Origin of the sequence: Clostridium cochlearium, from assembly GCF_900187165.1 — a bacterium.
Classification (GTDB): Bacteria; Bacillota; Clostridia; order Clostridiales; family Clostridiaceae; genus Clostridium_G; species Clostridium_G cochlearium.
The window spans coordinates 1,256,851-1,272,669 of the sequence record NZ_LT906477.1 but is presented as its reverse complement, the minus strand read 5'-3'; the positions used below and the strand labels follow the sequence as shown (position 1 = coordinate 1,272,669).

Here is a 15,819-nt window from a genome sequence, read left to right as displayed (position 1 = left end):
AAAGCTTTCCTGATAAAATTTAAAGAAATCCTAAAGGAGGAATATAAAGTGAAACTAAAAAAGAAAACCGCAATGATTACAAGTTTTGCTGTAGGTATGGTAATGCTTACAACAACTGTTTTTGCAGAAGTAGTATCAAAAAGTGGCTATGAACAAGCTAAAGATGCACTAAAATACACAGCAGAAAGTTTTTCAAGTGAACTTTCAAGCTATACTATAGACGCATCTATGGTGATAAAGGATAATGGTAAGATTATTGAATCTGAAAATGAATTAAGTAAATGTGATAGGAAGAAAAGTGCCCAAGAAAATGTTCATACATCTATTAAGGGAAACAATAAAGTTAAAAGTTATTATTACAGAGATAAAAATGTTATCATTAGTAATGACCCAATAGAAGATATATATTTTGAAACAAAACTCGAAAAATCAGATGAAGGATATAAATTCAATAATCCTTTTAAAGATGAAAATGCATCAGATGTTGAAAAAATAGCAGATGCACTAGTTGGTAATTTAAAAGATTATGTTTTAGTAAAAAATAATTCTGATGGAAGTAAAGAATTTTCTGGAACAGTTAGTGAAGCTCAAATACCTACTCTTATAAACGCAATAACTTCTTATATGTTAAAGAGTAGTACATCTTCAATGAACTCAAATCCTCATAATGAAAGTCTTATGCCTTTAATGTCTAAAGATGTATATATTAAAGAAGTTAAAGGTAAGGCTTTAGTGGATAAAAATGGATTAATACAAAACATTTTTGGAACAGGAGTATTTCATGGTAAAGATGACAAAGGTGTAGAACACAATTTAACTTTTGAATTGCTTTTTAAAATAACTAATGTTAATTCTACTGTTGTAAATAAACCAGATCTTTCAGGCAAGAAAGTAGAAAAGAGTGTACAAAATAATGAAGATGAATTTACAAATCCTGAAAAGTTTATAGGTGAATACAAAAATGATATTATAATAGAAAAGAATGGTAAGTTTGAAAAAATAGGAGAAAGAACATTAAAGATTACTAAATCAGATGATAAAGTTGTTGCTGGAAATTACGAGGAAAAATATCTAAAAGGCTATGAAAACTATGCAGGAAAATTATCAAAAGTAAATTTTGAAGCTAAATATGGTGAAGATAGGTATAGTGCAACATATAAGGTTGAAGGCTTCTCAAATACAGGCTATATTAGCCTTAACGGACATGAAGGAAGTGTATATTTTGATCTACCTCATCAAAGAGGAAATAAAGTAATGTATAATGGTTCCTTTAATAGAGTTTTTAAATAACAGAATGTAAATAAAGTTAGCTTCAGATAAAGTTTTAAAGCTTTATCTGAAGCTTATAAATGTTAATTATAATTTTTATAAGGGAGAGTTTTAGATTGGAAAAGGTTATTGAAATAACTAATTTAAACAAAGTGTATAAAAATGGTAGAGGCATAACAGATATAAATCTAGAAATAAATAGAGGAGATATATTTGGCTTTTTAGGTCCTAATGGAGCAGGAAAAACTACAACTATGAAAATTATGACAGGACTTATTAAAGCAGATAGTGGAGATGTTAAAATTTTAGGACATAGTGTTATAGAAGATTTTGAAAAAGCAATGAAAAAGGTAGGATGCATTATTGAAACAGCAGAATCCTATCAATATTTAACAGCCTATGAAAATCTTAAACAATTTTCAAGATACTATAAAAATGTTGATGATAAAAGAATAGAAGAAGTCTTAGATCTTACAGGTATATTAAAATATAAAAATGAAAAAACAGGTAAATTTTCTCTTGGAATGAAACAAAGATTGGGTATTGCAGCCGCTATATTATCTAGACCTGAAGTAGTTATATTAGACGAGCCTTTTAATGGACTAGATGTTGAGGGCATGATTGATATGAGAAATATTATAAAAAATATGGCAAAAGAAGAAGGAACTACGTTCTTTATATCAAGTCATCTTATTCATGATGTAGAACTTACTTGTACCAAAATAGGAGTTTTATATGGTGGGAAAATGCTTAATGTAGATACCACTAAAAATATATTAAATAATTATGCAACACTGGAGAATTACTTTGTAAGTGAGGTGGAACAAAATGGAAGGATTTAAGGCGGCTGTAATTAACGAAGTTGAAAAATTGTACAAAAAGAAAAAAATATTAGTGGCGGCTATAGTATCTTTAATTTTTATTGTAATAGGGCAATTTACTGTTATGGGGGTAAGGAGTGGATTTGGAATAAGAGGTACTTCTAGCATGGAGTTCCCAATATTGGTACTTTCTGTAGTATTAAAAAGTATTTTACCCTTATTTACAGCTCTTGTTACAATAGATAGTTTTTCTGGAGAGTTTTCTCAAAACACAATGAAAATTACAATTACTAGACCAATTTCAAGATTAAAGTTTTTTACTGCTAAAATAGTGGCAATAATGTTATTTGTAATAGCAAATCTTTTATTTGTTATGATTTTTTCAATTATTATAGGAATAATATTTAATTCAAATTCTTTTACCTTTATAGGTATATTGAGAATATTTTTATGCTACGTGGTTAGTATATTACCTATGATGATTTTAGCACTTATAATTATAGTTTTTTGTAATATTTTAAAAAGTGGAACAGGAGTATTCTTTTTATCTGTACTATTATTTATAGCTTTTAAAGCCATGGAGGTTATATTCTCAAGATATTCAGGAATATTCTTTACATCTATGCTTAATTGGTATAATTTATGGATAATAAGTAATTTACCATTTATAAAGATACTTCGTCAATTTATGATGATGTGTGGTTATGGAATAGTACTTTTTACATTAGGTTATTATTTATTTGATAAAAAAGAATTTTAAGGTGATAAAATGAATATAAAAAAGCGACTTATAATATCTAATAGCATAATTGTCATAGTACCAATTATAATAACAACTATAATTATGTCTAGTATATTATTTGTTTCCTTAAAAATTACTGGAAATAGAGTAGAATACGATGAATTTGAAAGACGTATGTTTATAGAATCAGAACTTATCACAATTACTGATGATATATTAGAACAAGAAAATAAAAATATTGAAGAAGATAAATTCCAAAGTGATTTATCTTCTAAACTTTCAAAAATAAATGGAAAATTTGTTATTATTAAATCTCATAAAATCATAGCAAAACCTGAAGATGTTAGTAAAATAGATGTTGAGAAATCTATGGAAATATCTAAAGGTAACAATATGGGAATGGGCAAGAAAATTAAAATAAATAATACTTCCCATATAATTAAAACTATAAAATTTAATTTAAAAGATAAATCTGAGGGAATTATAATATTATTAGTTCCTATAGAAGAAGAAAAAATAAATTTGTTAACTAAATTTATCATAGTTTCTACTGTTATTTTTATAATATCATTTGTAATAACTAATATGATCATGTCCTATTTTCTTTCAAAAAGCATAATAAAGCCTATTAAATCCTTAAAAAAAGCTACAACTGAAATTAGTAATGGAAATTTGGATTGTGCTATTTCCGAAGAAGGAGACGAAGAAATACGAGAACTTTGTAGAGGATTTGAAACCATGAGAGTACAGTTAAAAGACTCTATAATTATGAAAATGAAATATGATGATAACCGTAAAGGACTTATATCAAGTATTTCTCACGATTTAAGAACACCTATAACATCAATAAAAGGATATGTAGAAGGAATTTTAGATGGCATAGCAAACACAGCAGAAAAGAGAGAAAAATATCTAAAGACTATCTATTCTAAAGCAGAACATGTAGATCACATGATTGATGATTTACTTTTATATTCAAAGCTTGATTTAAACCAAATACCTTTTAATTTTGAAAAGGTAGATATTGTGGAATATTTTGATTACTGTATATATGAAAGTGAACCAGAGCTTCAAAAAGATAATATAAAAATATGGTTAAATAATGAATTGAAAACGTGTAAATTTGTTATGATGGATAGAGAAAGATTAAAAAGAGTTATATTAAATATTATAGGAAATTCCCAAAAATATATGGACAAAGAACAGGGAGAAATAGTTATAACTTTAAGAGAAACTACTTCAAGTATCATTATTGAAATAAGAGATAATGGTGCTGGAATTAATAATGAGGATGCAAATAAAATATTTGATAGATTTTATAGAACAGATGAGGCTAGAAGTGGGGCTAAAGGTAGCGGATTAGGACTTGCCATTGCAAAACAAATTGTAGAAGGACACAATGGACGAATATGGGCAATTAGTCATGGAAATGAAGGTACTAGCATTATGATATCTTTAAACAAGGTTTTTTAATGTTTCTAAGTTCAAAAAGGGTGGGAGGTTAAAAAGTTGAAAAAAATATTAATAGTTGAGGATGATTTAAGTATTGCAGAACTTCAAAAGGACTATCTAGAGATTTCTGGCTTCCAGGTAAAAATTTGTACAGATGGAGTATGTGGATTAAATGAAATAAAGGAAAATGAATATGACTTAATAATTTTGGATGTTATGCTTCCTAAAATGGATGGATTTGATATATTGAGAATTATTCAGGAAAATAAGGATGTGCCTGTTTTAATGGTTTCTGCTAAAAAAGAGGAAATTGATAAAATAAAAGGATTAAGTCTTGGGGCAGATGATTATATAACAAAACCCTTTAGTCCTGGAGAGTTAGTTGCTAGAGTTAAATCACATATTCAAAATTATGAAAGATTAAAAAATAAATTTAGTAATAAAGAAAAAAATAATAATGTAATTTCCATAAGAGGTCTTGAAATACATAAAGATTCTAGACAAGTATTTATAAATGGAAAAGAGGTTAGTTTAGCACAAAAGGAATTTGATTTACTATTGCATATGGCTCAGTGTCCAAACAGAGTATTTGGAAAAGATGAACTGTTTGAAAGCATTTGGGGGCTTGATTCCCTTGGAGATAGTGCTACCGTTACAGTGCATATTAGAAGAATAAGAGAAAAAATCGAATTTAATCCTTCAAAACCACAATATATTGAAACTGTGTGGGGAGTGGGGTATAGAATTAGGGTGTGAAAATTTTTAGGATTTTCACACCCTAATTCAATGAACAACTAACAATGAATAATGAATAATAAAGGAGATTTTTCTTCACTGTGTTCTGAAAAATTTTGATTTTGTTTTTGGGCTCGTTTAGCAAGCTAAACATCGCTTTGTTTTGTGAATAGCAAGCTAAATATCGCTTTGTTTGGTGAAGAGTTAAGCTTAAAACATTGCTTTGCTAAAAAAAGAAACTTTAGTAGTGAATATATTTACTATTAAAGTTTCTTTTTTATGTTATAAAACATAATATTTAAGTAGGGGGGTGTTTTTATGTCAATGAATTTAATGGATTATATTATGGAACAAGTACTTGTATTGGTACCGGCATTATATATTTTAGGGATGATGTTAAAAAATACAGAGAAAATTAAAGATTGGACAATTCCTTGGATACTTTTGACTTGTGGTATTGCATGTTGTATAGCAATTATGGGATTTAGTATACAAGCTATATTGCAGGGAATTATAATTACCGGCGTTGCAGTTTTTGGAAATCAGCTGGTGAAGCAAACTACGGAGAAGAGAGACTGAGTGTAATGAACAATGAATGATGAATAATGAACAATTAGTGAAACCAAGAAAAATATCAATAATTATTCATTATTCATTGTTAGTTGTTCATTAACTAAAAAGGTTTTTCCTACAAAAAAAATTATGTTATTATAAATAAGGGGGTGTTTTTATGAAAAAAACAATTGTAAAAGATTTCAAAGAAGAATATGTATTATTAGCAAGTTTGTTTAAATGGCTATTAATATCTGTATTTATTGGAGCCATAGTGGGGGGAGCTACCTCTTTTTTTATTAAATTAGTACATGTGAGTACTAATTTTTCCTATGGGTTCAAATATTATTATTTATTAATGCCGCTTGGATTTTTTCTAAGTAGTTTTATAGTTACTAAATTAGCACCAGATGCTAAGGGACATGGTACAGAGAAAGCGATAGAGTCAATTAATAGATATGATGGTAAAATGGATATAAAAGTTGTGCCAGTTAAATTATTAACTACAGTTATAACTTTAGCTTGTGGTGGTTCTGTAGGATTAGAGGGACCATCAACTCAAATAGGAGCGGGTATAGCTTCAAAGGTATCAGATATATTTAAATTAAAGGATTTAGACAGCAAAAGATTAGCAGTTTGCGGAGTGGCCTCAGGGTTTGTAGGAGTATTTGGATCTCCAGTGGGAGCAGCAATATTTGCTTCAGAAGTATTGTATATAGGGCAATTTTCATACATATCTTTATTCCCATCTTTAATAGCAGCTTTTACAAGCTTTTTTGTGGGGAAGTTTTTAAAAACAAAACCATTAATTACTTATTTTATTGATATGAAAAAATTTAGTGGAAGCAGAATGCTTATGAGAATGATATTATTTGGAATAATTATAGGAGTACTTTCTGTAATTTTCATAAGATTTGTTACTTTTGTAGAAAAATTATTTGAAAAAATAAAAGTATATCCACCAATTAAAGGAATAATAGGTGGTGTTCTTATAATTTTAATAATATTTATAACAGGAACTACAGATTATTTAGGTATAGGAGAGGAGATAATAAATAAAGCTGTTATGGGATACAGTGTAAGACCTACAGATTTTATATGGAAATCTATAGCTACAGCTATAACATTAGGCTCTGGTGGTAGTGGAGGAATTCTTACACCAATGCTTTTTGTAGGAGCAGTTATAGGAAATTTATGGGCTTCTGTAGTTAGTGGTAGTGTTACCTTTTATGCAGCTGTTGGCATGGTAGCTTTTATGGCAACTTGTGCTAATACTCCAATAGCAGGTATAGTTATGTGCATGGAACTATTTGGATCAGAAGTTGGCATATATGCTGCAGTAGTATGCGTTGTAGGTTATTTAATAGTAGGACATAAAAGTATTTATCCAACTCAAATACTAGCAAAAAGTAAAACTCCTTCATTGTATATTGATACGAACTCTGAAATATTTAAAGCTGAAAAAAATATTAAAGTAAAAAATAAATTTTTTAAAAAAGAAAATTAACCATAATTATTCATTATTTGCTGTTCGCTGAACAAAAGCTGACTTGACAAAATTATCTAAATTGGTAAAATAAAATTAGCACTCAATAAAGAAGAGTGCTAATAAAAAGCTTAAAAAGGCATGGGCCTTTCATATTTTAATAAATTATAATGAAAGGAAATGATAAAATGGCAGTAAAACAATTTAGAGCAGAGTCAAAAAGATTACTAGATTTAATGATTAACTCAATTTATACAAATAAAGAAATATTCTTAAGGGAACTTATATCCAATGCAAGTGATGCTATTGACAAAAGATATTATCGATCACTTACTGATGAGAATATAAGTTTTAATAAAGAAGATTTTTACATAAGAATTTTACCAAATAAAGAAGAAAGAACTCTTACAATTATAGACACAGGTATTGGTATGACTATGGAAGAGTTAGAAAATAATCTTGGAACTATTGCTAAAAGTGGATCCCTTGCATTTAAAAATGAAATGGAACAAAAAGAGGGAATAGATATTATAGGTCAATTTGGAGTTGGATTCTATTCTGCATTTATGGTAGCGGATAAAATTATTGTAAAAAGCCGTTCTATGGATTCTAATGAAGCATATAAATGGGAATCAAAAGGAGTAGAGGGCTACGAAATTGAAAAATGCGAAAAAGATGAAGTTGGTACTGAAATCATATTAAAAATAAAAGAAAATACTGATGATGAAAATTATGATAAATTTTTGGAAGAATATACTATAAAAAATCTAGTTAAAAAGTATTCAGATTTTATAAAATATCCAATTAAAATGCATATGAAGAAAAGCAAATTAAAAGAAGGAACTAAAGACGAATATGAAGATTATATTGAAGATGAAACTTTAAATAGCATGATTCCAATTTGGAAAAAGAATAAAAATGAAGTGAAAACTGAAGATTACGAAAGATTTTATATGGATAAACATTTTGGATATGATAAGCCATTAAAATCAATTAGATCAAAGGTTGAAGGGTTAGTGTCATATACATTACTACTTTTTATACCATCTACAACACCATATGATTTTTATACAAGAAATTTTGAAAAAGGACTTGAGCTTTATTCAAATGGTGTATTGATAATGGAAAAGTGTGGAGATCTATTGCCAGATTACTTTAGTTTTGTTCAAGGTTTAGTTGACTCAGAAGATCTTTCTTTAAATATTTCAAGAGAATTACTACAGCATGATAGACAACTTAAACTTATTGCAAAAAATATAAAGGAAAAAATAAAAAGTGAACTTTTATCCATGCTTAAAAATCATCGTGAAGACTATATTAAATTCTACAACAATTTTGGAAGGCAATTAAAATATGGTATATATTCAGATTTTGGAGCTAACAAAGATACATTACAAGATTTAATTATGTTTTATTCCTCTACTGAAAAGAAACTTGTAACATTAGATGAATATATTTCTCGTATGAAAGAAGATCAAAAATATATATACTATGCTCCAGGAGAAAATATAGATAAAATTGAAAAATTACCTCAAACAGAGATGGTTAGAGATAAGGGATATGAAATACTATATCTCACTGATGAAGTAGATGAATTTGCAATTAAAATGCTTATGAATTACAAAGAAAAAGAATTTAAATCAGTATATAGTAAGGATTTAGGATTTGAGGCTGAAGAAAAAGATGACCAAAAGGAAAATGATGAAAATAAAGAAATATTTGAATTTATGAAGGATGTTTTAAATGGAAAAGTAAAAGAAGTTAGAGCATCTAAAAGATTAAAGAGTCATCCAGTTTGTCTTGCTAATGCTTCAGATATATCAATTGAAATGGAAAAAGTACTTAGTATGATGCCTAATAATGAAAATATAAAGGCTGATAAAATATTAGAAATAAATACAAATCATGATATGTTTAATACAATTAAAAGTGCTTTTAAAGATGATAAAGACAAATTAAAAATGATTTCAAATTTACTATACAATCAAGCTTTACTTATTGAAGGACTTCCAATAGAAGATCCTGTACAATTTGCAAATGATGTATGTAAATTAATTAAATAATTTATTTAAGAGGTAGCTTTTAACTAGAACTACCTCTTTTTTTATTGTTATTATCTTTAGATAAACTTTCAAGGTTTTGTTTTTGAGCTGCCATAACCAACATAAGGCTACCAATTGCAACAATAAGATTTCCAAGAACATTTAATTCATCAGCACTTTTCCCAGCAGATAATTCCAGAGCTATTATATTAGCAATAAAGGATAATTCCTCAGGACTTGCACAGTTGAAACCTCCCATTATATACAACTCCTTTATAACATATACTATATTTAATGCCATGGAATGAAACTTTGTTAATAGAATATAGTTAATATTAAGAGAAGTTTGTAGTTATTATATTGGTTATATATAATATAATTAATAAAAATGGAGGAGTGAAATGGTTAAGTCAAGTAAAGAAAAGAATATAGGATTACTTTTATTAATTATTATATTTATACAGGGAGTTGGTTTTTTATCAGGACGATTAGGCATGTCTAATCAAAATACTTATAATGATTTTGTAAAACCATCTTTTTCTCCACCAGGTTGGATATTTCCTATAGTTTGGGGTATACTATATTTTTTAATGGCACTAGCTTTTTATAGAATAATAATAAAAGGAAAACAAGGGGAAAATATAAATAAATCAGTTATATATTTTATTATACAGCTAACCTTAAATTTTTTATGGGCAATTATATTTTTTAGATTTAAACTTTATGGATTTGCTTTTTTAGAATTATTAATATTACTTGTATTCATTTTATTATCTATATTTGAATTTTATAAATTGGATAAAATAGCAGCCTATTTAATGATACCTTATGCTATATGGGTAAGCTTTGCAGGAATATTAAATTGTGCTATATGGATATTAAATAGGTGATTAAATAAAAGGGATAATTCTTAAAGTGGAATTATCTCTTTTAATGTTAAATGTTACCAAAATAAATATAATATTGACAGAATATTAACAATTAGGTACAATAATCATGTAAGTCCAAATATAGGTAGTTTACTATATATTTGAAAACGACTACGTACTGTAAAGATAGGGGGAAAAACATGAAAAAATTAAAATCATTAAAAAAAATTCTTTGTTTGGTATTCTGCCTTACACTAGTGACATCATTAATTGGTTGTCAATCTAAGGATGATAAAAAGGGAATATCATTTAAACCAGGCACATATCAAGGAACCTCAAAGGGACATAATGGTGAGCTTAAATTAGAAGTTACAGTGGACAAAGAGTCCATAAAAGAAATTAAAATGCTTGAACATAAAGAAACTCCAGGTATTTCAGATCCAGCCATAGAAAGAATACCTAAGGCAATTATTAATGATCAAAGTTTAGCTGTAGATACAATATCAGGAGCAACAGTTACTAGTCATGCTATTATCTCAGCAGTTACTAATGCCTTAAAACAATCAGAAGTAGACATGGAGGCTTTAAAGGTTAAAAAAGAAAAGAAAGAAGTATCTAGAAAAGCTGTGGAACATAATACTGATGTAGTAGTAATTGGTGGAGGCGGTGCAGGACTTGCAGCAGCAGTATCTGCAAACCAAAAAGGTGCAAAGGTTATACTTGTTGAAAAAATGCCACGACTTGGTGGAAATACAATTCTTTCAGGAGGAGCATTTAATGCAGTAGACCCAAAAAGACAAAAGGCACAAGGAATTGAGGATTCTATAGATAAACACTATACTCAAACCTATGAAGGAGGAGACAAGCTAGGCAACCCTGAATTAATAAGAACTCTTGTGGAAAATGCTTATCCTGCTGTTGAATGGTTAGAAGGTTTAGGTATGAAATTTAATGATAAAGTATTTACTGTTTTAGGAGGAATGTGGCCAAGAGCTCATAAGCCATCATCTCCAGTAGGAACAGGATTTATAGATACTTATTCTAAATATATTGATAAAAATGATGGTATTAAAGTACTACTAGATACAGAAGCAACAGAAATTATAATGAAAGATGGTAAAGCTGTAGGAATTAAGGCAAAGGGATTAGAAGAAAATCTTACTATACATGCTAAAAATGGAGTAGTTATAGCAGCAGGTGGATTTGCTGGTAATAGCAAGATGGTAGATAAATATAATAAAACTTGGCCTTCACTTACTAAAGTTAAAAGTACAAATCATCCAGGAGCTACAGGAGACGGTATAGTTTTAGCAGAAGCTGTTGGGGCAAACCTTGTTGGTATGGAAAACCTTCAATTATTACCAATGGGTGATCCTAACACTGGAAGTTTAAGCGGAAATATTGAACAAGGTGTTGAAAATCGTATATTTGTAAATAAATCTGGAAAGCGTTTTGTAGACGAAGGTGCTCGTAGAGATGTTATGACAAAGGCACTTTTAGAACAAGAAGATGCTTATATGTGGGTAGTTCTTGATCATAAAAATTATCCAACACCTGAAACAACTAACAACTTTAATGAAACTATAGAAGAACTTATAGAACAAGGCAGAGCATTTAAAGCAGATACCTTAGAGGAGTTAGCTAAAAAGATTAAGGTTGATCCTGCAAATCTTGTAAAATCAGTAGAAGAATTTAATAAAGCAGTAGATAGTGGTAAAGATTCTTTTGGAAGAACTTTATTTGATAAAAAAATAGATACTGCACCATTTTATGCAGGACCTCGTATGCCTACAGTTCATCATACTATGGGAGGTATTGAAATCAATAAAAATGCTGAAGTGTTAGGTAAAGATGGAAAAGTAATTCCAGGATTATATGCTGCAGGTGAAGTAACAGGTGGCATACACGGCAGCAACCGTTTAGGAGGAAATGCCTTAGCTGATATAACAGTATTTGGTAAAATAGCTGGTGAAAATGCAGCAAAGGCTAAATAAAACAGTAGCAATTTAATATTAAAAAAGGAATCATCATTATTTTGATGGTTCCTTTTTTAATGTTAGCTTGTACACAACATTTTATGAAATTATTGATATCTTTGTACAAATACTTTTAGTTCATTAATGGTGTCGTTAATTTCTTCTGTACTAGATAATATTTCTTCTGTAGTAAGCGTCAAAAATTAAGTATCTAGAAAACATACCCTCTCATTGATAAACTTAAGTAAAAGATTATCAATGGGAGGTTTACTTATGTATAAAAAATTAGATAATGATGCTTGGGAGGAATATTTAAATAAATTTAACTCTGTTAAAGATACAATAACAGTGAAAGATTTCTGTGCTGAGAATAACCTTAATAAGAGTCAATTTTATTACCATAAAAAAAGAGTAGAAAAGGCAATTGAAAGTAAAGAACCTGTTTTTCAGCCTATTTCTTTGAATAGTAAAGTTGATAATACTAAAGAAAATAAATCTACATTAAAAGAAGTAAAAATTAATGTAGGCAATGCTAATATCCTTATTCCTGTTAGCGAAGCTACTTTAATAACAGCAATAATTAAGGAGTTAATTCTAAAATGTTAAATATAGATAAGGTAGAAAAAGTCTATCTTGCCTGCGGTTATACGGATTTAAGAAAAAGTATTGATGGTTTAGTTATGATAGTGCAAAACCAATTTAAGTTAGATCCTTTTGATAAAGCACTATTTGTTTTTTGCAACAAGAAAATGGATAAATTAAAAATTCTTCACTTTGACGAAGGTTTTTGGCTATATTATCACCGTTTAGAAGCTAATCGCTTCAAATGGCCAGCGACAGCTGCCGATGCATTAAAGATTAATATTGATGAATTACGTTGGCTTTTAAAAGGCTATGAAGTAAGAACAAAATCTAAATTTAAACCTGTAAAAGCAAGTAACTATTATTAAAAAAATATCAACTTTGAACCCTTGAAGTATAGTAATTTCAAGGGTTTTGTGGTATAATAGAAATATCAAATAAAGCTAAAGGGGTAACTATGAGTCACGAATTTTTAACTAATGAGCTTGATGAAAATACAAAAGCATTAATTGAAAAAATGGAAAATGAAATTAATGAAAAAGATAAAGAATTAAGCTCAAAAGATGAAGAAATAAGAAAACTTAAAAATGAATTAGAATTCTTAAAAGGTGTTATATCTAATAGAAATAGAAAGATATTTGGAGCATCCAGTGAACAAGTAGATGTTAATCAATTATCTTTTTTTAACGAGGCTGAAAAACATAGTGATTCAAAGGTAGAAGAACCTACTTTAGAGGAAATTACATATAAAAGAGCTAAGAAAAGCAATTATACTGGAAAGAAAGATAATTTAGCTAATTTGGAAAGAGTTGTTGTTGAACATAAATTAGAAGGTGAGGATCTTAACTGCAGAGAATGTGGTAAAAAGCTTACTCCTATCGGAGTTAAATCTAGAAAAGAGATTGTTAAATACATTCCTGCTAAATTAATAATTGAGGATCATGTTATTTATAGCTACGCTTGTAAAACATGCGAAAGAGCCACTGGTGAAAGTAAAATAATTTCACCAGAAGCCCCTAAAACAATTTTTTATAATAGCATGGCCTCAAATGAGTTAATTGCACATACTCTAATACTTAAATATCAACATGCAATGCCACTATATAGGCAAGAAACTTACTTTGATATGATGGGAGCTACTCTTTCAAGGCAAACTCTATGCAATTGGACTATGTCTGCAGCAGATGCTTTAGAGCCGATATATAACCATATGAAAAAAGAATTGCTTAGCCGTAATTACATTCATGCTGATGAAACTACTCTTAAAGTAATTAATGATAATGGCAAAGATTCTAAATCTAAAAAGTACATGTGGTTATATATGAGTAATACTAACTCTAAGCCTGTGATCTTATATGATTACCAAAGCACTAGATCAAGCTCTTGCCCTAAAAATTTCTTAGGAGATTTTAAAGGTTTTCTCCAAACGGATGGATATAATGGATACAATTCCGTTAGCGGAGCTACAAGAGTATATTGCTTGGCTCACATAAGAAGATATTTTCATAATATAATAGTAGATTTAGATGAAGAAGCCCTAAAAAATTCTAGAGGAGTAATAGGGTTTAATTATTGTGAGCAAATTTATAAACTTGAAAAAGAACTTAGAGAATCTTATTCAAATGATGAAAATTATTATGATATTAGATTTAAAATAAGAACTGAGAAACTAGCTCCAATTATAGATAACTTTATTGATTATGTTGAAAGAGAAATAAAAGATGCTCTTCCAAGAAGTCCGTTAGGTAAGGCACTTGAGTATGCTAAAAAGCATTTACCAGGATTAAAAAATGTATTATTAGATGGTTCTCTAGAAGTTGATAATAATGCTGCGGAAAGAGCAATTAAGCCTTTCGTTATAGGAAGAAAAAATTTCTTATTTGCTAACACTGCTAAGGGTGCAACTGCAAGTAGCAATATTTATAGTATTGTTGAAACTGCCAAGGCTAATAATTTAGTTGTAGAAAGGTACTTAGTCTATCTATTTGATAATCTATCAAAGATAGATATATACGATAGCGAAAGCTTAGAGAATCTTATGCCTTGGAATGATAAGATTCCTGAAAATATGAAAATTAAAGATAAAAAATAAATTAATCCTAGTAAAGCATATTCTTGCCTTACTAGGATATTTTAATACTATTCTTGGAATTATTAAAGGTGCTAAAACTTTGACGCTTACCTTCTGTAGCTGCTGCTTGTTCTTGGCTTATAGCACCTACATTTCCTATAGTATTATTAATATCATTTACACTATCAGTCATTTCTTTTAATATTGCTTCAATATTCTTTACGGATTCTTGAGACTGCTCTGATAATTTTCTAACTTCTGTTGCCACTACTGCAAATCCACGACCATTTTCCCCAGCTCTAGAAGCTTCTATAGCTGCATTTAATCCTAGTAAATTTGTTTGACTGGCAATATTTTTTATAATTTGTAAAATTTGGGCTGTATCTTTTTGCTTATTAGTTAATTCATTTACTTTTTCAATAGAGTCTTGTCCTGAATCTGCTAGGCTACCTGCCGATTGAGCAACTTGGTTAATACTTTCTGTAATTTGTTTTATAACTTCTGCTAAATTAGAAACAGATTCTACAAGTTTACTATTATTTTCAAAATCTATTCCTGAGCTAAGAGTTCCTATTACTTCATTATTCACACCATATATAGGGGTGAATAAGGTTTTTAGTGTTCTACCATAGACTTCTGGTGGAACACTATCTGATATATCTTTTTTGTTTTTTATACAATCTTCAATGGTTTTAATTCCTTTTATAGATTTACCCTCTGATAAATCTAATGTAAATTCATTTGCATTATGATACCCTATGTATTTTTCTAAATCTGTTAATACTATTGCCATATCATCAGGAGTTATACTATTGATATAGGGTAATACTATTTTAAAAGCTTCTAAAATTTCTTCATTTGTTTTAAAATTATCACTCTTTAACACATCTATTATCTCCTTTTTTATAATAAATTTAAAATATTTATTTAGTTTTATTTTTACCTATTATGATTAATATTATATCATAAAATTCATAATATTTACTGTAAAAGAAAAAAATTAAAAATAATAGTTGACAATGTTAGGAAAAGACTATATAATTAGTTTTAATAATTTAGTATTTCATAAATAAGGGTGCTAAATAGTAGTGTAGAATGGTAAAATAGTAGTATAGTAATAAAATAAAAAATAGTAGTATGGTAGAATTTGTAGGAGAAATATAGAATTACAATATAGGGTTATATTTTTAATAATATCACTCCTGTATTTGTTGTATAAAAA

The 15,819-nt window shown here is 28.4% G+C and carries 15 protein-coding genes; 13 read left to right on the top strand and 2 right to left on the bottom strand.

What is annotated here, in order from left to right:
• The first annotated feature begins 48 nt into the window (after positions 1-48).
• The 8 genes from CKV72_RS06235 (at position 49) to htpG (ending at position 9,120) form a co-directional block, all read left to right on the top strand.
• Positions 49-1,290, top strand: coding sequence for a hypothetical protein (locus tag CKV72_RS06235; protein ID WP_095177778.1), 1,242 nt, complete (start codon positions 49-51; stop codon positions 1,288-1,290).
• A 95-nt stretch (positions 1,291-1,385) separates the two neighbouring features.
• Complete coding sequence (locus CKV72_RS06230) at positions 1,386-2,111, top strand: ABC transporter ATP-binding protein (protein WP_089866567.1); 726 nt, start codon at positions 1,386-1,388, stop codon at positions 2,109-2,111.
• Positions 2,098-2,850 (top strand): ABC transporter permease, encoded by a 753-nt coding sequence (locus CKV72_RS06225; RefSeq protein ID WP_089866564.1) that lies wholly within the window; start codon positions 2,098-2,100, stop codon positions 2,848-2,850. The genes CKV72_RS06230 and CKV72_RS06225 overlap by 14 nt, the downstream gene beginning before the upstream one ends.
• Before the next feature lie 9 nt (positions 2,851-2,859).
• The gene (locus tag CKV72_RS06220) at positions 2,860-4,305 is read left to right on the top strand and encodes a sensor histidine kinase (RefSeq protein WP_095177777.1); all 1,446 of its coding nucleotides are present in this window, start codon (positions 2,860-2,862) and stop codon (positions 4,303-4,305) included.
• Between the two features lie 36 nt (positions 4,306-4,341).
• Positions 4,342-5,040 (top strand): response regulator transcription factor, encoded by a 699-nt coding sequence (locus tag CKV72_RS06215; protein ID WP_089866558.1) that lies wholly within the window; start codon positions 4,342-4,344, stop codon positions 5,038-5,040.
• Positions 5,041-5,364: 324 nt separating this feature from the next.
• Positions 5,365-5,598, top strand: coding sequence for a phage holin family protein (locus tag CKV72_RS06210; RefSeq protein ID WP_242955711.1), 234 nt, complete (start codon positions 5,365-5,367; stop codon positions 5,596-5,598).
• 151 nt (positions 5,599-5,749) lie between these two features.
• Positions 5,750-7,078: a chloride channel protein gene (locus CKV72_RS06205; protein WP_095177776.1), complete on the top strand. Its 1,329-nt coding sequence runs from the start codon at positions 5,750-5,752 to the stop codon at positions 7,076-7,078.
• A gap of 167 nt (positions 7,079-7,245) precedes the next feature.
• Positions 7,246-9,120: a molecular chaperone HtpG gene (gene htpG / locus CKV72_RS06200; RefSeq protein ID WP_095177775.1), complete on the top strand. Its 1,875-nt coding sequence runs from the start codon at positions 7,246-7,248 to the stop codon at positions 9,118-9,120.
• A gap of 19 nt (positions 9,121-9,139) precedes the next feature.
• Here htpG and CKV72_RS06195 read toward each other — a convergent pair whose 3' ends face one another.
• Complete coding sequence (locus tag CKV72_RS06195) at positions 9,140-9,358, bottom strand: hypothetical protein (RefSeq protein ID WP_095177774.1); 219 nt, start codon at positions 9,356-9,358, stop codon at positions 9,140-9,142.
• Positions 9,359-9,500: 142 nt separating this feature from the next.
• Between CKV72_RS06195 and CKV72_RS06190 the strand changes: the two genes are divergently transcribed.
• From CKV72_RS06190 to tnpC, 5 genes are all read left to right on the top strand, one after another.
• Positions 9,501-9,989: a TspO/MBR family protein gene (locus tag CKV72_RS06190; RefSeq protein ID WP_095177773.1), complete on the top strand. Its 489-nt coding sequence runs from the start codon at positions 9,501-9,503 to the stop codon at positions 9,987-9,989.
• A 179-nt stretch (positions 9,990-10,168) separates the two neighbouring features.
• Complete coding sequence (locus CKV72_RS06185) at positions 10,169-11,962, top strand: flavocytochrome c (RefSeq protein WP_095177772.1); 1,794 nt, start codon at positions 10,169-10,171, stop codon at positions 11,960-11,962.
• A gap of 255 nt (positions 11,963-12,217) precedes the next feature.
• Positions 12,218-12,550 carry an IS66 family insertion sequence element accessory protein TnpA gene (gene tnpA / locus CKV72_RS06180; protein WP_095177364.1) on the top strand — a complete coding sequence of 111 codons (333 nt, stop codon included), beginning with the start codon at positions 12,218-12,220 and terminating at the stop codon, positions 12,548-12,550.
• Positions 12,544-12,894 (top strand): IS66 family insertion sequence element accessory protein TnpB, encoded by a 351-nt coding sequence (tnpB, locus tag CKV72_RS06175; RefSeq protein WP_095177365.1) that lies wholly within the window; start codon positions 12,544-12,546, stop codon positions 12,892-12,894. Before tnpA ends, tnpB begins: the two co-directional genes overlap by 7 nt.
• An 89-nt stretch (positions 12,895-12,983) precedes the next feature.
• Entirely contained in the window at positions 12,984-14,618 is a 1,635-nt protein-coding gene (gene tnpC, locus CKV72_RS06170) for an IS66 family transposase (RefSeq protein ID WP_095177771.1), read from the top strand.
• 31 nt (positions 14,619-14,649) lie between these two features.
• On the opposite strand, the gene CKV72_RS12525 is transcribed toward tnpC, so the two are convergent.
• The gene (locus tag CKV72_RS12525) at positions 14,650-15,483 is read right to left on the bottom strand and encodes a methyl-accepting chemotaxis protein (protein ID WP_095177770.1); all 834 of its coding nucleotides are present in this window, start codon (positions 15,481-15,483) and stop codon (positions 14,650-14,652) included.
• Positions 15,484-15,819: the final 336 nt, after the last annotated feature.